This window comes from Amnibacterium flavum (genome assembly GCF_003097495.1).
GTDB lineage: Bacteria > Actinomycetota > Actinomycetes > Actinomycetales > Microbacteriaceae > Naasia > Naasia flava.
On record NZ_QEOP01000003.1, the window covers coordinates 147,202 to 165,529 of the forward strand.

At 69.7% G+C, this 18,328-nt stretch carries 15 protein-coding genes; 6 read left to right on the plus strand and 9 right to left on the minus strand.

Going from position 1 to position 18,328, the window contains the following annotated elements; genetic code table 11:
* Positions 1 to 132: 132 nt before the first annotated feature.
* Positions 133 to 2,268, minus strand: a complete 2,136-nt coding sequence (locus DDQ50_RS15025) for a DEAD/DEAH box helicase (protein ID WP_116757603.1) — start codon at positions 2,266 to 2,268, stop codon at positions 133 to 135.
* Between the two features lie 204 nt (positions 2,269 to 2,472).
* Positions 2,473 to 4,008 (minus strand): FAD-dependent oxidoreductase, encoded by a 1,536-nt coding sequence (locus DDQ50_RS15030; RefSeq protein ID WP_116757604.1) that lies wholly within the window; start codon positions 4,006 to 4,008, stop codon positions 2,473 to 2,475.
* Between the two features lie 229 nt (positions 4,009 to 4,237).
* Between DDQ50_RS15030 and DDQ50_RS15035 the strand changes: the two genes are divergently transcribed.
* Positions 4,238 to 5,155, plus strand: coding sequence for a pseudouridine-5'-phosphate glycosidase (locus DDQ50_RS15035; protein ID WP_116757605.1), 918 nt, complete (start codon positions 4,238 to 4,240; stop codon positions 5,153 to 5,155).
* Positions 5,152 to 6,066: a carbohydrate kinase family protein gene (locus tag DDQ50_RS15040; protein ID WP_116757606.1), complete on the plus strand. Its 915-nt coding sequence runs from the start codon at positions 5,152 to 5,154 to the stop codon at positions 6,064 to 6,066. The genes DDQ50_RS15035 and DDQ50_RS15040 overlap by 4 nt, the downstream gene beginning before the upstream one ends.
* Before the next feature lie 68 nt (positions 6,067 to 6,134).
* On the opposite strand, the gene DDQ50_RS15045 is transcribed toward DDQ50_RS15040, so the two are convergent.
* A complete protein-coding gene (locus DDQ50_RS15045) occupies positions 6,135 to 7,169 on the minus strand; it encodes a permease prefix domain 1-containing protein (protein ID WP_116757607.1) in 1,035 nt (344 codons plus the stop codon).
* Positions 7,166 to 7,513 (minus strand): PadR family transcriptional regulator, encoded by a 348-nt coding sequence (locus tag DDQ50_RS15050; RefSeq protein ID WP_116757608.1) that lies wholly within the window; start codon positions 7,511 to 7,513, stop codon positions 7,166 to 7,168. The genes DDQ50_RS15045 and DDQ50_RS15050 overlap by 4 nt, the downstream gene beginning before the upstream one ends.
* Positions 7,514 to 7,747: 234 nt before the next feature.
* Between DDQ50_RS15050 and DDQ50_RS15055 the strand changes: the two genes are divergently transcribed.
* Together DDQ50_RS15055 and DDQ50_RS15060 are read left to right on the plus strand one after the other, a co-directional pair.
* Positions 7,748 to 9,109, plus strand: coding sequence for a carboxylesterase family protein (locus DDQ50_RS15055; RefSeq protein WP_240614452.1), 1,362 nt, complete (start codon positions 7,748 to 7,750; stop codon positions 9,107 to 9,109).
* A 387-nt stretch (positions 9,110 to 9,496) separates the two neighbouring features.
* A complete protein-coding gene (locus tag DDQ50_RS15060) occupies positions 9,497 to 10,537 on the plus strand; it encodes a phosphodiesterase (protein ID WP_116757609.1) in 1,041 nt (346 codons plus the stop codon).
* Here the strand turns inward: DDQ50_RS15060 and DDQ50_RS15065 are convergent.
* A complete protein-coding gene (locus DDQ50_RS15065; protein WP_377940115.1) occupies positions 10,500 to 12,101 on the minus strand; it encodes a stealth family protein in 1,602 nt (533 codons plus the stop codon). The genes DDQ50_RS15060 and DDQ50_RS15065 overlap by 38 nt on opposite strands.
* Positions 12,102 to 12,178: 77 nt before the next feature.
* A complete protein-coding gene (locus tag DDQ50_RS15070) occupies positions 12,179 to 14,014 on the minus strand; it encodes a DUF2207 domain-containing protein (RefSeq protein WP_165829847.1) in 1,836 nt (611 codons plus the stop codon).
* A gap of 39 nt (positions 14,015 to 14,053) precedes the next feature.
* On the opposite strand from DDQ50_RS15070, the gene DDQ50_RS15075 reads away from it, so the two are divergent.
* Entirely contained in the window at positions 14,054 to 14,617 is a 564-nt protein-coding gene (locus tag DDQ50_RS15075; RefSeq protein ID WP_116757644.1) for an O-acetyl-ADP-ribose deacetylase, read from the plus strand.
* 22 nt (positions 14,618 to 14,639) lie between these two features.
* Here DDQ50_RS15075 and DDQ50_RS15080 read toward each other — a convergent pair whose 3' ends face one another.
* Complete coding sequence (locus DDQ50_RS15080) at positions 14,640 to 15,167, minus strand: GDSL-type esterase/lipase family protein (protein WP_116757612.1); 528 nt, start codon at positions 15,165 to 15,167, stop codon at positions 14,640 to 14,642.
* Positions 15,168 to 15,176: 9 nt separating this feature from the next.
* Complete coding sequence (locus DDQ50_RS15085) at positions 15,177 to 16,001, minus strand: CAP domain-containing protein (RefSeq protein ID WP_116757613.1); 825 nt, start codon at positions 15,999 to 16,001, stop codon at positions 15,177 to 15,179.
* A 47-nt stretch (positions 16,002 to 16,048) separates the two neighbouring features.
* Here DDQ50_RS15085 and DDQ50_RS15090 point away from each other — a divergent pair, with 47 nt between their 5' ends.
* On the plus strand, positions 16,049 to 17,026 hold the full coding sequence (locus DDQ50_RS15090) for an ROK family protein (protein ID WP_240614453.1): 978 nt from the start codon (positions 16,049 to 16,051) through the stop codon (positions 17,024 to 17,026).
* Positions 17,027 to 17,071: 45 nt separating this feature from the next.
* On the opposite strand, the gene DDQ50_RS15095 is transcribed toward DDQ50_RS15090, so the two are convergent.
* Positions 17,072 to 18,301, minus strand: a complete 1,230-nt coding sequence (locus DDQ50_RS15095; RefSeq protein WP_116757614.1) for an MFS transporter — start codon at positions 18,299 to 18,301, stop codon at positions 17,072 to 17,074.
* Between the last annotated feature and the right edge of the window lie 27 nt (positions 18,302 to 18,328).

Consider the following 18,328-nt stretch of genomic DNA (forward strand, 5'->3'; position numbering starts at 1 on the left):
CCCTTCGCTTCGCTGCGTTCAGCGGGCGTGACGGCGCGAGGCTCCTTCGCTTCGCTGCGCTCAGCGGGCGGGGCGGCGCGGAGCCTTAGGAGGTCGAGTGGCGCGCAGCACGTGCCGAGACCGGCCGAGATGTCAGCGCTTGGTGCCGCTCAACGCGTCATCGAGCAGCGACATCAGCGCCTGCAGCTGGACCGAGCTCTCGGCCGACAGATCGACGTCCTCACCATCGAGCGCTCGCGCGGCGAGGCCCGCCTTGCTGTCGATGAGTTCGGCGATCTTGGCGTCGATCGTGTGGGCGGCGATGATGCGCCACGCGGTGACCGGCACGTCCTGACCGATGCGGTGCACGCGGTCGATGGCCTGCTGCTGCTCGGCCGCCGTCCAGGACAGCTCGGCGAGGACGACATCGGATGCGGCCTGCAGGTTGAGGCCGACACCGGCGGCGGTCAGCGAGCAGATCGCGGCACCGACCTCGGGGTCCTGGTCGAACGCGTCGATCTGCTTCTGCCGCTGGATCGCGGTCTGATCGCCTCGGATCGACACCGTCTTGATGTCGCGACGGGCGAAGACGGCCTCGGCCTGGTCCATGACGTCGATGTGCTTCGCGAAGAAGACCACCTTGCCGACCGAGCGGGCGAGCTGGGTCGCGTAGTCGGCCGCGAGGGCGGCCTTCGCCTGACCGATGCGGCGCACCATCGTGAAGACGTTCTCGCCGGTCTTCGAGGCCTTCGACTCGTCGAGCTCGGCCTGGGCGACGAGGCGGATGACCTCGGCGCGCTCCTCGGCCGACACCTTCGAGGGCGTGGTGCCGCGGTTCTGCAGGATCGCCCGGTAGCGGCCCGCGAGGCGGGAGGCGAGTTCGCGTTCGGCCTGACGGATCGAACGGCCGAGATCGTCGTCGAGTTCGACGGGCAGGTCGACGACGCGCTTGGCGGGAAGGTCGGCGGCGACGTCGATCTTGCGACGGCGCACCATGCCCATGTCGACGACGGCGCGGCGGGCCTCGGGGAAGAAGCCGAAATCGGCGGGCGTCAGCCCGGTCTCCTCGAGGCGGGACAGCAGGGCGGGACGCGGGGCCTTGTCGTCGATCCAGCCGAGGAACTGCCAGATGGCCTTGAAATCCTCGACGCTGTTGATGAGCGGTGTTCCGGTGAGGGCGATCATCAGGGGGTCGCGGTTGCGTTCGCGCAGGCTGGAGGCGAGCGACAGCACGTTGCGGGAGCGCTGCGAGGTGAGGTTCTTGATGAAGTGCGCCTCGTCGACGACCATGCCCTTGAAGCCGAGGGTGCGCAGCCACGACATGTGCCGGTCGAGCACCTCGTAGTTGACGACGACGACATCGGCGAAGGCGTCGAGGTCCTGACCGTCGCCGTGCACGACGGTTGCGCGACGACCGGGCGTCCAGAGTTCGACCTCGCGAGCCCAGTTCATCTTGACGACGTTGGGCACGACGGCCAGAAGCGGGTAGGCGTTCGCGACCGATGCGGCGATGAGGCTCTGCGCCGTCTTGCCGAGGCCGGGCTCGTCGGCGAGGAGGAAGCTGCGGTGACCGCGGCGGACGCTCTCGACGAACCGGGCCTGGTGGTGCATGAGCTCGGTGCCGGACGGCGCGAGCATGTCGCGTTCCTGCGGGTCGGGCAGCGGCATGCTGGCCGACGCTCCGCCGGAGCCGTACTCGAAGCTCTTGAACAGGGGACCGAGCAGCTCCCAGTTCGCGAGGCGGCGGGCGGGAGCCGGGGCCTGGAAGGCGGCGGCATCGAAGTCGGGGGCGAGGAACGGGTTCGCGAGCATGCGCGAGCGGACCGAGTCGGGCATGACCTGGCGCTCCGTCGTGGTGGTGGCCGCGACGGGGGCGGCAACCGGCGCCTCCTCCTCGAGCTCGAATCCGGCGTCCTCGAGCATGCGGCGGCGCAGCGCACGGGCGGCATCGCTGCCCGGCTTGTCCGTCTCGAGCAGCGCGATGAGCGACGTGTCGCGCGCGGCGGTCTTCGCCAGGATCGTCGCGACACCGTCGAGGCGCTTGAGCGTCTCGGCGCGGTCGCCGTCGCTGACGGTGGTGTCGGCCTTCGCACGCTGACGCTCTTCGCGGACGAGCAGGGCGATGACCTGGAACTTCGTGCGGTTCGCGGGGCTGACGACGCCGCGCTGGGCGGCGTTCTCGACCTCGCGGACTGCGCGTGCGAGTACGGGGATGAGGCCTTCGTTGTCTGCCGGCTTGCCCGTCTTGGCGCGCGGTCTCGACATCTGTGCCTGGCTCGATCGAGCCATGGTCCTCCTCAGGGGACTTCTCGACGCGGTCTCTTCTTCGACCTGCGCCGCACCGCCCTCGTGCTGTGAGGCGACGGGAGACGGTGCCGTTCAACGGATCCGATGGAGCCCGTTTGAGATCCGAGCATCCCACCAGGCGCACGCGCCGGACGGGGTCGAATAGGGAAGACGAACGGGGTCTCCACCGCTAACAATAGCGCAGGTCTACGCCAGATCCGCAGTAGCGGGGCCTTCGATGCGCGTGCCGTCGGCCGTGAAACGGGATCCGTGCAGCGGACAGTCCCAGCTGGTCTCCTGGTCGTTCCAGGTGAGCACTCCTCCGAGGTGGGGGCAGACGGCGCTCACGGTACGTGTGACTCCGCCGACCGTGCACACTCCGACCGGGCGTCCTTTGTCGTGGGCGACCACTCCCTGCCCTTCGGCGGGCGGGTCTTTCGGGAGGGTGGATCGCAGGGCGCCCATCCACCCCTCCACCGCTTCGCGTCCGACATTCGCGCCGTTGACGGCACCTCGCACGATGCTCTGCGGGCGTGTCGCGCGTCGACCGATGGTCTTCGCCCACCAGGTGTCGCTGCCGAGCAGTTCGGTGGCGATGCGCAGGCCCGATGCGACGGCGTTCGTCATGCCCCACTTCGCATAGCCGGTTGCGAAGTAGATCCGTCCTGCGGAGCGGGGCAGCCAGCCGGCGAACGGGATCGGGTTGGCACCGACGTAGTCCTGGGCCGACCATGCATGGGTGCGTTCCGCGCCCGGGAAGTTCGCGGCGGTCCACTCCTCGAGGTCGTCGACGAGGGCGGCGGGGTGGGGGGCGCGTCCGACGGTGTGGCCGTTGCCGCCGACGATGAGGAGCTCGCCGTCGATTCGGCCGAATCCGTCGCCCTCGACGATGGGGGTCGTACGCAGGGACCTGGTCGGGGCGTCCGCTGAGACGTACATGCCGTCGATCCCGGTGCGGTCGCCGGGAAGGCGGTAGGAGATGCCGTAGGAGCGGACGGGTTCGAGCTTCGCGAAATAGAGCCCGCGATCGAGGATGGGGGTGCCGGTCGCCAGCACCACCCGGTGGGCGTCGATCTGACCGAGGGTCGAGATCACCCGCGCATCGCCCCGGTTCTCGCCGCCGGTCGCGCTGACACGGAGCACCCGGGCGCCTTCGACGAGGGTGCCGCCGCGGGCGCGGAAGTCCATGGCCATCACGTCGAGCGCGGCGATCGGATCGATCTGGGCCTGGTCCGGCAGGCGGACGGCGCCGAACGTCGGGAAGGGGAGGTCGAGGACGACCTTCTCGACGGGCAGCCCCAGCCGCGCCGCCGCGAGCTGCTCCTCGTCGACTGCTGCGGTGCCGTCCGGGGTTCCGGCGTAGGTGTAGGCGTCGCGCACCTCGTAGGCGACGCGATGCTCGTCGAGGTAGCGCAGCAGCCATGCGGCGCCCTCCTGGTTGGCGGCGACGTAGGCGCGGGCGTTCTTCATGGCGGTCTCGCCGGACAGGCGCGAGTACATGGTGCCCTGCAGCAGACTGACCTTCGCCGTGCTCAGTCCGGTCGTCAGCGAGCCGACCGCACCGGCCTCCAGCAGCGCGACCTTCTTCCCCGCGCGGACCAGGAGCAGTGCGGTGACGAGACCGGTCAGACCCGCGCCGACCACGACGACGTCGTAGCGCGCGCCGTCCTCGAAGTCCGAGGCGGGAAGCGTCGATGCGCTCTCGGGTGCTGCGTCGCGCCGGGCCTGCCACAAAGAGGTCATCGGGGTGACGCTACGGATGCCCGCCGAGCACGAGCCGGGAGCCGGCCGTGAGCCGCCCGGACGCCGGCGCGGACGCGGACGCCACGGGGTGAGCGGCGCCGTCGTGCGGCGTCGGCGTCCGTCCCGGCCGCGCGCCGCGTGGGCAGAGGGGCGCTCCGACAGGGTCGGCTAGGTTTCTCTCCGCCGACGCGGTGCAGCCGGGCGCCCGCCCGCCGGTAGCGTTTGGAGGGTGACCCAGAACCTCGCCATCTCCCCCGAGGTCGCCGCCGCTCTCGAAGCCGGTCGACCCGTCGTCGCCCTCGAATCCACGATCATCTCGCACGGACTCCCCCGCCCCCGCAATCACGCGGCGGCCGTCGAGTTCGAGCAGATCCTCCGCGACCAGGGAGTGACACCCGCGACCATCGCCGTCCTCGACGGCGTCCCGCAGATCGGTCTCGACAGCGAGGGCGTGCGACGCATCGCCGACGAGGACCTGGCGAAGGCGAGCGTGCGCGACCTCCCGATCATGGCCGCCCGCGGCGCCAGCGGCGCGACCACCGTGGCCGCGACGGCCTTCCTCGCCGCGCGCGCGGGAGTGCGCGTCTTCGCGACCGGTGGCCTCGGCGGAGTCCACCGCGGCGCATCGAGCACATTCGACGAATCCGCCGACCTGTCCACTCTCGCCGGCTCCCCCGTGGCGGTCGTGTCGGCGGGGGTCAAATCGGTGCTCGACGTACCGGCGACCCTCGAGCGCCTCGAAACGCTGAGTGTCCCCGTGGTCGGATTCGGCACCGACGTGTTCCCCCGGTTCTGGCTCGCCGAGTCGGAGTTCCGGCTGGACTGGCGGGTCGACACCGCGGAGGAGGTCGCCGACATCATCCGTGCCCAGGACGCCGCCGCCGAAGGGCGCGTGGACCGTCCCGGCCTGGTCGTCGCGAACCCCATCCCCCTCGAGCAGCAGTGGGATCCGGAGGAGCACGACCGGGTGCTGGCCCAGGCGTTCGCGGCAGCCGATGAGGCGGGCGTCCGCGGCAAAGCGGTCACGCCGTTCCTGCTCGGGTACATCGTGACGGCGTCGAACGGCGTCTCTCTCGAGGTGAACCTCGACCTCGCCCGCAACAACGTGCGCCTCGCCGGTCGGATCGCATCGGCTCTCGCCGTATGACGAGTCCCGCGCTGCCCGGCCGCGTCGTCGTGATCGGCGACGTGATCGACGATGTGCTCGTGCGCGCCATCGCCCCGGTGGTCGCCGACAGCGACACCGATGCGCGGATCGAGCGCACGGCGGGCGGCGCGGGAGCCAATGCCGCGACCTGGCTGGCCGACCAGGGCCTGGCCGTCGACTTCGTCGGCACGGTCGGCCGCGACGATCTCGAACGTCATGCCGGGCTGCTGACCGCGGCGGGGGTGACCCCTCATCTGCGCGGGTCCGACGAACCGACCGGCACGATCGTCGTGCTGGTCGAGGGCGGCAGCCGGCACATGTACACCTCGCGAGGCGCGAACCTCGAGACGATCCCCGCCGATGTGACCGACGCGCTGCTGAAAGGCGCCTCCCACCTGCACTTCTCCGGGTACTCGGTGTTCTCCGAGGCGGCCGATGCCGAGGACTGGAACGACCTGATCGACCGCGCGCACGCGGCGGGCGCGACGGTGTCGGTCGACCCCGGATCGGTGGCCTACCTGGAGAGCTACGGCGTGATCCGCTTCGTCCGCGCCGTGATGGGGGCCGATGTCCTGCTGCCGAACCTCGACGAGGGCCTCGCCCTCGGGCGGGCCGATGACGCCCTGGGAGCCGTCGAGACCCTGCTCGGCCTGTTCCCCGTCGTCGCGCTCACCCACGGTCCGAGCGGCGCGATCGTCGGGCAGAGCGGCGGCGACGTCCTCGACGTGCTGTCACTCGTTCCGCCCGACGAGGTCGTCGACACCACCGGCGCCGGGGACGCCTTCACCGCCGGCTTCCTCACGGGCTGGCTGACGGGCAAGGGCACCGACGAGGCCCTCGCGGTGGCGGCCGACCGCGGGATGACGGCAGCCGCACGAGCGGTCCGCTCGATGGGCGCCCGCCCCCGCTGACCCGGGATGGATCAGCGGCGGACCGCCTGCCGAACGGACCCGCGAACCGGATTCGTTCGGCCGCAGGTCTACCGGCGGGCGCGGCGGTAGGACTCGAGCGCGCTGATTCCACCCGCGATCGCGCCGAAGAGCACGGCGCCGACGGGCCAGACGATCCACGAGATGTGCCAGGCGCTGCCGATGAAGCTCCAGGCGAGGAAGATCGCGGTGAGGAGCGGCCAGTAGAAGGCGGCGATCACACCGACGATCCCGCGCTCGTCGTCATCGGCCGCACCTGCCCCCGCGCCTCGACCCAGGTCGTCGACGAGTGTGCGCGACCAGGTGTGCGGCAGGAAGATCCCGAGCCCCGCTGCCACGAGCACGAGGACGAGCACGACGCCGACGCCCGGCAGGAAATCGCCCTGCGGTGAGTTCTCCGACAGGAGCGCAAAGGCGATGAGCGGGATGGGCGCCAGGATCCACAGCCCGATCGCGAACTGCAGCGCTCGGATCCGCGAACGATCGTTCGCCTCGGCCAGAGTCTCGGCCCAGCGTGTGACCCCGGGGCCGACGGAGAACTGGCCGTCCGATATCCGCTTGTAGGGTGCGGTTTCGCGCGACGTGGACACGAGGAGGGTCACGCCGATCGCGACCATGATGAAGAGGACGACGAGCCCGATCAGTAATCCGACGTGGCCGCCGATGGGCAACGAGCCCGAACCGGCCGCGGCCGGCAGGCCGATCAGCGCCGCCGGCGACAGCACGAACAGCACGACCGCGGTGGTGAAGCGGAATCGGATGCGCTGCAGAGCATCCGCGTAGCCCTGCGCCTGGTCGAGCTGCACGACCGGGCGCTCGGTGCTCGCGTCGAACGATCCGGAAGTCGCGGCCGCCGGCTCCCGGGTGATGTCGGAGGCGATCCCCAGCACCGGGGCGACCTCCTCGAGATTGCCGAAGTCGCGGATGACCTGACCGACCGCCTCGTTCTCGGAGCGCCCCTCGGCGATGAGGCCGGTGTAGGCGTCTTCCATCATCCCCTGCAGCTCGGCCTTCGCTTCGAGCATTCGAGGGGACTGCGGGTAGGCGCTGAACATCGTGTCGAGGTAGGCGATGACAACGTTCACTGGCTGACTCCTTCGCTGGCTGCGTCGATGAACCGATCCACGACGGACTTCGTGCTCCGCCACTCGGCGACCTTGAGGTCGAAGTAGGCGAGGCCCGCATCGGCGATGCGGTAGTAGGTGCGGGGCTTCCCCGATGGCGACACCCCGGCGAAGGAGCTGACGAGCCCTCCGGCTTCGAGTCGCTTCACGGCCGAATAGAGAGTGGTCTGCTTGATCGCGTAGTCGTCGCCGCTCATCGAGGTGATGCGTTGGGCGAGCTCGTAGGCGTAGGACGGCGAGTCGCGCAGCAGGGAGAGGACCATGAGGTCGACGTAGCCGCGGATGGCATCAGCACTGATGGGCATGGCGTTCCTCTCGCGTCGGCCTGTCAGGGCGGAGATGATGCTACGTCTGAGATAGTACGACATCCAACCCAAGGATGTCATGTCGGGCGTATGCACCGTTCGCCCTTAAGGGAGGAAGAACCACCCCGCGGCGTCACCCCCGGGTTGAGAGTCTTCGTCGCGAGCGCATGCCACGCGTCCGGCATGCCGGCCGTTTCGGGTTCCGTCTCAGCGCCGGTCGATATCGTCGGAGAGGTGAGCGACGTGAGCCTCGAACCCCACCGGAACGCCGCGAGCGAGCCACCCCGATTCGCACCGCCGGCTGGACCGATCGTCGGCCGCGTCGACCGCGGGGTGATCCGGGCGACCGGCATCCCCTACGCCAGGGCCTCGCGCTTCGGACCTCCGGCCCCCGTTCCCGATCACGACGGGGTGTTCGAGGCCACCGAATGGTCGCCCGCCTGCCCGCAGGAGCCCAACCCGTTCCTCGAGGACGTACTCGGCACCGGCTTCGGCGAGCTCGAAGGCAGTGAGGACTGCCAGAACCTGTCGATCACCCTCCCCCTCGACATCCGCCCCGATGAACGCCTTCCGGTCATGGTGTGGATCCACGGCGGCTCCTACGTGCAGGGCGCCGGCGATGTCGCGATCATGGACCCGCGCTTCCTCGTGATCGAGCAGCGGGTCATCGTCGTCTCCGTGACCTACCGCCTCGGCCTGTTCGGCTATCTCGGCGACGCCAAGGGACGCCCTGCCAATCTGGGTCTGCTCGACCAGGTCGAGGCTTTCCGGTGGGTGAGGCGCAATATCGCAGCCTTCGGCGGCGATCCCGACAGGGTCACGGCGTTCGGCCAGTCGGCCGGCGGCGACGCCGTTGCGCACCTGATGGCCACTCCCGACGCATCGTCGCTCTTCTCCCGGGCGATCATCCAGAGCGCCCCGCTCGGGATCTCCCGGAAACGCGACAGGATGAACGCCGCGATGAGTCGTGCCGCCGAGGTCGTCACCGGTGACATGTCCTGGGAGGAGATCCTCGAGGTGCAGGCGGCCGCCGAGAAGAGCGCATCGCGATTCGGCCTGCTCGGAGGGATGCCCTTCGGAACCCAGTACGGCCACACTCCCCTGCCCGACGAGAAAGACGTCGACGAGGTCTGGTCGGCCGTCGCGCCGCGGATCGACATCCTCATCGGTCACACCTCGGAGGAGGCGAGGCTCTTCGCGCACCGGGTGCCGGCCCTCGACCGGATGTTCCGCATCCCCGTGCTGGGTCGCGGGCTCGAGGCGGCGATGGTCGCCATCGCCACGCGCGCCGTCTACTCGTGGTCGAATGCGCGGTTCGCGAAGCGGCACGCACGGGCCGGCGGTCGCGCTCACAGCTACGTGCTGTCCTGGTCGGCTCCCGGCAACCCCTACGGCTCGGCGCACACCATCGATCTGCCGATGCTGTTCGGCGACGAGGCCACCTGGAAGCCGGCGTCCCTGCTGAAGGGCGCGAGCTGGGACGACATCCGGACCAGCGGCGAGCAGGTCCGCCGGGTGTGGGCCGACTTCGCTCGCGGCGAGCTCGGGGAATCGGGGCGGATCCCGAACACCCTCACCTACCGCCGACTCCCCTGACCTCGGATATTCCGGTCACGAACGCACGTTCCGGCGTGGGCATATGTCCGGAACCTCAGTACACGGCGCTCCACCGCATCAAGGTCGGAAGCTCCTTCCCGCGCACACGACGCGCCGCGGAAACGAGGTTACGAAGAAGGACGCAGCCAGCGTCGAGCCGCGCGAGAAGACCCACCCAAACGGCATGCCCCTCGGCCTCGAATCACAGTGTGGTCAGCGATTCGATGTCCCCACTACTGGGTCATGAGGAGCGCTCATCATGAAGAGTTCACTATGAAGTCAGACATTCGAGGGCTGAATGTCGCCGAAGTGTCGTGTCGATCCGCTTGACTCTAGGAAACATGCTCGTAACATTGGACGGCCGACCAGAGAGGATGCGTCGATCTCATGAGCACAGCCACCCCGGAGGGTGACAGTACCAACACCGCCGGGCTCACAGCTCGGCAGAGGCAACTGCAGAACCGGGAGACGGTGACCGACCTCCGCATCGCGGAACACGCCCGTCCCGATCACTTCCTTCTTCACCTGAGCGACACGCATCTGCTCCCCGGCGACGACGCCCTGTACGGGACGGTCGACGCCGAAGGCAATCTTCGCCGCCTCGCGGCCGAGTTCGAGAAGTCCGGGTCACGCCCCGAAGCGATCGTCTTCACGGGCGACCTCGCCGATCGCGGCGAACTCGGCGCCTACGAGAAGCTCCGCAGCATCGTCGAACCGTTCGCCGCCTCGATCGGCGCCGAGATCATCTGGTGCATGGGCAACCACGACGACCGCGACGCCTTCCGCCGCGGCCTGCTCGACGAGGACGGCGGCTACGCGCCCATCGACCGCGTCTACGACATCAACGGCCTGCGCGTCATCGTGCTCGACTCGAGCGTGCCGGGCTACCACCACGGCGAGGTGAGCCGCGAGCAGATCGAATGGCTCCGCGACGTACTGGCCACCGCGGCACCGCACGGCAGCATCCTCGCGATGCACCACCCGCCGATCCCCGCCGTGCTCGACCTCGCGATCACCGTCGAACTGCGCAACCAGCAGCGGCTCGCCGAGGTGCTGCGCGGCAGCGACGTGCGCTCCATCCTGGCCGGCCACCTGCACTACTCCACCGCGGCGACCTTCGCCGGGATCCCTGTGTCCGTCGCGTCGGCCACCTGCTACACGCAGGACCTCTCGGTCGAGTTCGGCGGCACCCGTGCCCAGAACGGCGCGACCTCGTTCAACCTCGTCCATGTCTACGACGACACGGTGGTGCACTCGGTGACCCCGATCGGCGCCTACGACGCGGTGTCGTTCGTGTCAGCCGAGAAGAGCGCGGAACGTCTCGCCGACGCGGGCATCCTGGTACCACCCGCCCGCAACCCTCACGTTCAGGGTGCGATCGCGGGAGCCGTCAACTCGCCGACTTCTCGACTGGCACCTGTGCGCTGACCGGTCGCTCCCAGGGAGCGGGGATCGCGAAGTAGCGGTCGAGGAACGAGCGCATCTTGCGGGCGCGCTCCTCGGGGCTGACCTCGGGGAAGCTGCCGTCGTTGAGGCAGAAGAAGTCGTAGTCGCGACGCTTGAGCAGCCGCTTGAGCTGGGCGAGCCCCGACTTCATGGTCGTGTCGACGTAGAGCACCCGCGCACCGATCTTCTGAACGGCACGCCCGGTGAGCAGGGCGTAGTAGTGGTACAGCGAGTTCGTGACCGAGATGTTCTCGGCGGCCCGGAACGGGCTGGCCGCGGTGGCGCGGAAGTCCTCGGGGAACTCGCGTTCGAGCTCCTCGACCACGCTCTTGCGCATCGGCGCCGCCGTGTGCTCGAGATGGCGTGTCGTGACGCGGCCGAAGCGCTCGTGCAGCAGCCGCCGGTTGACGCGTGCCGCATTCTCGAACCCGCTGCGCTGGGCGTTGTTCTCCCCCAGCCCGATGCGGGTGGTCGCCTCGATGAACTTGGTCAGCCCGCCCGGTGAGAAGAACATCTCGGGTCCGACGGGGCGGCCGAAGAACATGTCGTCGTTCGAGTACAGGTAGTACTCGCTGAGGCCCGGGATGCGGTGCAGCTGACTCTCGACGGCCTGCGAGTTGTGCGTCGGGAGCACGGACGGGTCCTCGAAGAACTCCTCGCTCCGGACGATCCGCACGCGAGGGTGCTCGTCGAGCCAGGCCGGACGGGGCGAGTCGGTCGCGATGTAGATGTTGCGGATCCACGGCGCGTACATGTAGACGGAGCGCAGGGCGTAGCGGAGCTCGTCGATCTGGCGGTAGCGGGCCTCGGAGTCGTCGCCCTCGCCGACGACGTAGCTCTCCATGCGCTTGGCGCGCGCCCGCTGGAATTCCTTGTCGGTGCCGTCGACCCAGCTGAAGATGATGTCGATGTCGAAGGTGACGTCGCTCGCCAGCTCATCGAACATGTGGCGGATGGTGGGCCAGGTCTCGCCGTAGCGCTCGACGGTCGCCTCGACCAGCTCGGAGATGGGCAGGGAACGCCGGGTGAGCGCGTTCTCGACCGGGACCAGCACCTCGCTGCCGCGTCGCGTCCAGATCTCGAGCTGCACGCCCGAGTTGCGACCGAACTCGTAGGAGCCGCCCGCAGCGAGGCGGGGGCGGTAGAGGCGCAGGATGCGGGGACGACGCGAGGACGACAGCGCGCCCTCGGCGATGAGGACCGCTTCTCCCTTGGTCGTCATGTCGCGCGGCCGGAAGGTCTCGGCGTAGAACGGCTCGTCGGCGGCGGCCTCGACGAGCGCCTGCTGGGCGACCTCGAAGTCGGTCTCGTCGATCGCGAGGACCGGACGCTGCTCCTCGCCTCGGATGAGGAGATAGTGCACGTTCGCGCGACCGAGCACACGGCGCACGAAGAGGAGGTCCTCGATCATGGCCTCGTGAGGCGTTACGATCTGCTCGACCAGAGTCAGCACGCCGGAGTTCTCGGCGACATCGGGGCGGGTGTGAACGCGAAGCCAGGGCTTCACCGCACTGAGTGTTCGGGGGGCGGATTCGTCGCTGCGCATGGGTCCGCCTTCCTGAGTACGTGCCTGTTCACGCGCCATCCTACCGGGCGGCGCTGTGATCTCGGCACGAGCCCCTATCAGACCCCTCCGCCGCCTCCCCCGCCGCCGCCTCCGCCGGAGAACGAGCCGCCCGATGACCCGCCGGAACTGCTCGAGCTGACGCTGCCCGAGTACTGGGATGCGGCGCTCCCCGAGAAGGAGCCGATGCCCGCCGAGAAAGCGGCGACACTGAACCCGTCGGTCGATCGGTACCAGTCCGGCGTCCCGCCCTCGCGTTCGTAGGCGTCGCCCAGCACCTGCGACCAGCTCTTCTCCACGCCGAGCAGCACCGCGTACGGCAGGAGACGTTCGTAGAGCCGAACGACTCCTCCCGCACTGCCGTCATCGGCGGCCTCCGCCACACGGGTGGCGCCCTCGACGCTCTGCAGAATCTTCAGGCGGTCCTCCTCGGCGAGCCGCAGGTACCGGCCGAGCCCGCGGATGTGGTCCCGCACCTCGGCGCCCTTCGCGGTGAGGGGGTGGTGGAACACGAAGAGCGCGGGCAGTACGGCGACGAACGCCAGCAGGAAGGCGAGCACCGGCAGGGCGCCGCCACGCGAGTCGACGAGGAGACCGACCGCCGAGACGAACAGGGCGCAGACGGCAAGGAACGAGATGACGACGACGATCGCGGCCGGCAGCTTCGGCACCGGGTTCCGGTACTCGTCCCTCTCGGCTGCGATCCGGGCCTTGTCGAGAGCAGTGCTGACCGACAGTGCGACCTGGGTGTCGGGCGTGCTGAGGTCCGCGCGCTCACCCGGGGTCAGCACCTGCCCGAAGAACGAGACGGCGATGGCGCGTTCGACCGCGCCGAGCCCCGCGGCTGCGCGGGCGCGGATGGGCTTGCCCTCACCGCGGTACTCGAGCGCGTAGCCGCCGTCGGTGTCGACGATGCGAGCGATCCCGCGCACCGCGAACGAGACGAGGGTCGCAGCGACCGCGCGTCGCGGCTTGCCGATGATGACGGCGAGGACGGGCAGCTCCGGCTGTTCGGGCGGGAGGTACTCGGCCACGATCGTGGGGCGCCCCTTGGCGTCTGCGGCGGGACCCAGGCGGGTCACGATCGCGGCGATGATCGCCGCGATCAGCGCGACGATGCCGAAGATCATGACCGGAGCGAAACCGCTGGCCCAGAACGAGTCGTCGCGCGGCTCGAACGTGCCGGGCTTGAAGCCGACGGCGATGGTGACGTTCTCCCCCGCGGCAAGCCCCGTCTGGCTCGCGGTGATCACCGTCCCGCCGTCGCTGCTGGCGCTCTCGATCACGCAGTCCGCGCCCGATCCCGGGGCTCCCCACGAGCAGTCCAGGCCGCCGGTCAGGTCCGAGGCGAGATCGGAGGGGATGAACAGGGTCGCCGACACCGTTCCGAACGGCTGAGCCCACTCGGTGCCGTTGATGTCCCACATGAACTCATCGGCATCCGTGTCGGAGTAGAAGCGCGTCACGTTGCGCTGCTCGTATTCGATGACGTAGGTCTGCTCGCCGCGCACGAAGTCGTCGTCCGCGATGGTGATGAGCTCGATGCCGTCGTCGCTGTCGGTCTCGTAGTCGCGCGGGGCGCCGTTCTCATCGGTGACCGAGATGATCTCGAGGTCGGTCGGGTGGCCGTCGAATTCGAGGGGGATCGCCCGACGGATGCCGTGGTTCTGGTCGATGTCGGGGAAGACGGCCGTCAGCGTCTCGACCGTGTGCAGAGTCGACCGGCCGGCGTCGTCGCGGCTCAATCGATAGTCGGCGTCGAATGAGGAGAAGGAGAAGTCGTCGACCCCCTCGGGCGCCGACTGCGCCGCAGCTCCCGCTGTCTGCGCCGCGCCGAGCGCAGCAGCCCCGGCCAGAACGAGCACGGTGAGGATCCTCAGTGAATTGCGTCTCACGGGACCCGAGCCTAAGCGGGCCGGAGGTATCGTGCCGTCATGCCGGACCCCTCCTCCCGCGCTGAAGACACCGCGCCGACCCGACTCGAGGCCGTCCGCGGCGATATCACCCGCCAGAGCGTCGATGTCATCGTGAATGCGGCGAACAGCTCTCTGCTGGGTGGCGGCGGAGTGGACGGCGCCATCCACCGGGCAGGCGGGCCCGAGATCCTCGCCGAATGCCGTGAGCTGCGCGCCGGCGCGCTGCGAGAGGGGCTGCCCACCGGCGACGCGGTCGCGACGACAGCCGGCCGGCTGCCCGCTCGATGGGTCGTGCACACCGTCGGCCCGGTGTATGCGGTGAGAACCGATCGTCGCCCCCTGCTCGAGAGCGCCTACCGGCGGAGCATCGAGGTGTCGGCGGGGTTGGGCGCGAGATCGATCGCCTTCCCCGCGGTGTCGGCCGGCGTGTACGGCTGGCCGCCCGATGACTCCGCACGGTTGGCGGTCACGGCGGTCCGCGCCGCTCTCGCGGCAGGGCCGTCGAGCGTCGAACTCGTGCGATTCGTGCTGTTCTCCGACGAGATGCACGAGCTGTTCGCCGCCGAGCTGTCCCGCCCCTGATCACGGCGCGACGAGAGGCCCTTCAGCCCTCGAGGTGTTCGCGCAGCCGTTCGACCCAGAGCTGGTAGCCCTGCTCGTTCAGGTGGAGCTTGTCGTCGCTGAGATCGCTGCGCAGCTCCTCCGACTCGTCCGCGAAGACGGGCCACAGGTCGAGCCATTCCGCCTTGACGGTCGGCGCGAACTGCCGCAGATGGATGTTGACCTCTTTGATCCGATCCGTGTAGTCACCCGCACGAGGGAGCACCGACTGGACGACGATCCGGGAATCGGGGAGCTCCTGGTGCAGCTTCCAGAGGATCGACTCGACCCCTCGGACGATCTGCTCGACCGACCGTCGCCAGGCGAGGTCGTTGGTGCCGATCATGATCACGATCGTCTGGGGCGCGAGGTCGATGACCTCGTGCAGTCGCTCGAGCACCAGCTCGGTCGTATCGCCGCCGACGCCGAGGTTGACGACATCGGCGTCGGGAAACCACTCGGACCAGCTTCCCTCGGCAGTGAGGCTGTCGCCGAGGAACACCGTCGTAGAACCGCTCTCGTGTTCACTCACCGTTCGAGGCTACGTCGCCGACCGCGCGCTGGCCAATCCTTTGCGGAGTTCCCCCGGCGCCCTGTCAGGACGAACCAGCCGGTCAGGACGATCACGACGAGGGACACGATGAGCATGAGCACGGCGATCGGGAGGGGAAGACCCGCGTCGGTCGCCTGCGATCCGGTCACGGATCCCGACGCGGAATTCGTCGTCGACTTCTTCGCGACGGGGGTCGACTTCGAGGTCGCCGTCGACGTGGGTGAAGGTGCGGGGCTCGGAGAGGGAGGCTCCACGGCCGGGGTCTCCACGGGGGCGGGCGTGATCGGAGCCGGGACGGCTTCGGCTGCCTGTTCCTGCTCGACCGGAGCCGGGACCGGCGCGGCCGGGCCGACATGGCCCGAGTAGCGCGCGAACACCTGCACGCCCCACGAGGTGGTTCACGTCGATGAGCGCGACCCCGATGTCGGTGTACCCGCCGAGGATGTTCGCCCGGTGCCCCGAGGAGTTCATCCACCCATCGTGAACGGCCTGACCGCTGCCGTATCCCTGCGCGACGTTCTCGCCCCAGGCGTTCCAGCCTCCGGGGATCTGCGCCCCGACGTCGGGATTGTGCGACAGGGCTCCTGAGGATCCCATCTGCTGCGCCCAGTCATACGCGACCGTGTCGAGGGCGGGATTGTGGATCAGGCCCGCTTGGCCGTCGGCCCAGCGCGCCTCGTTGGCGAGCTGGACGATGAGGTCCTCGTCATAGGCCGCGGCGGGCGACGCCGGTCCGCCGAGGGACAGGGGGGCGGCGATGACGACCATGACGATCGTGGTCGCGAGCGTTCGGATTCGACGGCCGGGCTGCATCGTTCCAGGCTAAACGGCGGCTGGGAGGTCCGAATAGGCTGAAGGACATGGTGACAGCGCGCCCCGGGTCCGACGTCGAAGCCGACCCGATCGGTGCGGGCATGCTCGCCCTGGCGGTCGACCTCGGCGGCACGAAGGTCGAAGGGGCTCTCGTCGACGCCGGCGGAGCCCTCGTTCCCGGCTCGCGCGCGCGTCGCGCGACCGGACCCGACATCACCCGCGACGGATTGGCCGAGGCCATCACGCAGGTGGTGTCGGAGGCCCTCGCGAATGCCGGAGAGATCGTCGGGGTGGGCATCGGCAGCGCGGGACCGATCGACGTCCCCGGTGGAACGGTGCGCCCGCTGAACCTCCCCCGCGCGCAGGATCTCCCCATCGTCGAGATCGTCTCGCGGGCGGCGTCGGCGGCTCTCGGCCGCACTGTCCCGATCACGCTCGCGCTCGACGGCCTGTGCATCACCCTCGCCGAGCACTGGCTGGGGGCGGCGAGACACGTCGGATCGGCGCTCGGCATGGTCGTCTCGACGGGGGTCGGCGGCGGCATCGTCTCCCGGGGCGTGCCGGTCCGTGGCGGAACAGGCAACGCGGGCCACATCGGGCAGCTCGAGGTCGCCGGGTTCGCGCCGGACGACGTGCACGGACTCGAGGCGACCGTCGAGCGGATCGCGAGCGGTCCGAACATCGTCCGGTGGGCGCGCGAGCAGGGCTGGGCGGGTTCGACCGGCGAGGATCTCGCCGCCTCGTACGCCGCTGGAGACCCCGTGGCCCGCTCGGCCGTGAGACGCAGTGCCTTCGCCGTCGGCGCGGCGATCGCCTCGGCGACGGCGCTGCTCGATATCGACATCGTCGTCATCGGAGGCGGCTTCGCGCGCGTGTCGCCCGACTATCTCGAGCTCGTGCGCGAGGGTCGCGACCGCTTCGCCGCCTACCCCTTCATGGCCCGGGCGGACATCGTGCCTGCCGCCCTCGGAGCGGACAGTCCGTTGATCGGCGCTGCCGCTCTCGTCCTCCGAGCGGACGCCTGACCCGCAGCTCCTGACCCCCGCCCCGGCGAGCGGGCGCTGACGCGACTAGGCGCGCGCGTCGGCTGCGGCGATCTCATCCTCGACGTACCGGGGCCCCCGCAGCCGGAAGCCCGCGATGATCGCCGGCAACGACAGCACCAGCATGCCGATGAGCGGAACGGTGTATCCGCCCGACGCCTCGTGCAGCAGGCCGACGAGCAGCGGACCGAGCGATCCGATCGTGTAACCGACGCCCTGGACGAATCCGCTGAGCGCGACGGAACCCGAGTGGGTGCGGCTGCGCAGCCCGATCAACGCGAGGGCGACCGGGAACAGCATGGGACCGAGACCGGCCAGCAGCACCCAGAGCCAGGTGGCGGTCTGGGGTGCGAGGAGCAGACCGAGGTAGCCCGCCACGAAGAAGCCGACACCCGTGTAGATCAGCACCCCTACGTTGCGCAGCCGCGCCGCGAGGATGGGGACCACCAGGCTCGCGGGGAACCCGGCGAGTCCGTACAGCGACAGCAGCGCCCCGGCCGCGACGGGGTCGAGGGTCGTGCGCTCGGCGAGGATCTGCGGGAGCCAGGCGAAGGCCGCGTAGGCGCCGAAGCTCGACGTCGCCATGACGGCGGCCAACGACCAGGCCGTCGGAGATTTGCGCAGACTGGTCAGCAGGGTGGGTTCCGCCTCACCGAGCGACTCGTCGTCGCCTGATCGGTGCTGGCGCACAGCGAGAGCGATCCACGGCACCAGTGCGGTCACCCCGATGGAGGCCCACACTCCGAGCGCGAGTCGCCACCCGGCGGCGCTCGCGATCGGGGCGGCGAGCAGCGACGGCACCGCCGTGCTCACCGACATGAGGGTCGTCACGACGGTCGTCAGCAGGCCGATACGGGTCGGGAAGTAGCGGCGCACAAGGGGCGGCATGAGCACGTTGCCGACGCCGGTGCCGATCAGGACGATGATGCTGCCCGCCACGAGCGTCCCGAATTCGGGCGCCACCGCGCGCAGCAGGTGGCCGGCGATCGAGGCGATGATGGCGAAGACCATCGTTCGCTCGAGCCCGAGGCGGTGGACGATCGCGGGGGTCAGCAACGCGAAGATCGCGAATGCGACCGGCGGCAGCATGCCGAGGAGTCCGAGCCCGATGCTGCCGAACGGGATGTCGACGGCGATCTGGTCGGCGATCGGCGACACGACGGCGACGGCCGTTCGCAGGCCGAGGGCGGCGAGGATGATGCCGGCGAGGGCGAGAAGCCGACCACCCGCGAGCCGTGCGGGGTCGGTTTCAGTCACTGACCCGAGCCTACCCGGGGACCGATC

What these genes read in the sequence shown, in the direction of transcription:
- DDQ50_RS15030 (WP_116757604.1), bottom strand. Translation starts at nt 4,008, where the DNA reads ATGACCTCTTTGTGGCAGGCCCGGCGCGACGCAGCACCCGAGAGCGCA.
- DDQ50_RS15060 (WP_116757609.1), top strand. Translation starts at nt 9,497, where the DNA reads ATGAGCACAGCCACCCCGGAGGGTGACAGTACCAACACCGCCGGGCTC.
- DDQ50_RS15040 (WP_116757606.1), top strand. Translation starts at nt 5,152, where the DNA reads ATGACGAGTCCCGCGCTGCCCGGCCGCGTCGTCGTGATCGGCGACGTG.
- DDQ50_RS15025 (WP_116757603.1), bottom strand. Translation starts at nt 2,268, where the DNA reads ATGGCTCGATCGAGCCAGGCACAGATGTCGAGACCGCGCGCCAAGACG.
- DDQ50_RS15075 (WP_116757644.1), top strand. Translation starts at nt 14,054, where the DNA reads ATGCCGGACCCCTCCTCCCGCGCTGAAGACACCGCGCCGACCCGACTC.
- DDQ50_RS15065 (WP_377940115.1), bottom strand. Translation starts at nt 12,101, where the DNA reads ATGCGCAGCGACGAATCCGCCCCCCGAACACTCAGTGCGGTGAAGCCC.
- DDQ50_RS15085 (WP_116757613.1), bottom strand. Translation starts at nt 16,001, where the DNA reads ATGCAGCCCGGCCGTCGAATCCGAACGCTCGCGACCACGATCGTCATG.
- DDQ50_RS15050 (WP_116757608.1), bottom strand. Translation starts at nt 7,513, where the DNA reads ATGCCCATCAGTGCTGATGCCATCCGCGGCTACGTCGACCTCATGGTC.
- DDQ50_RS15090 (WP_240614453.1), top strand. Translation starts at nt 16,049, where the DNA reads ATGGTGACAGCGCGCCCCGGGTCCGACGTCGAAGCCGACCCGATCGGT.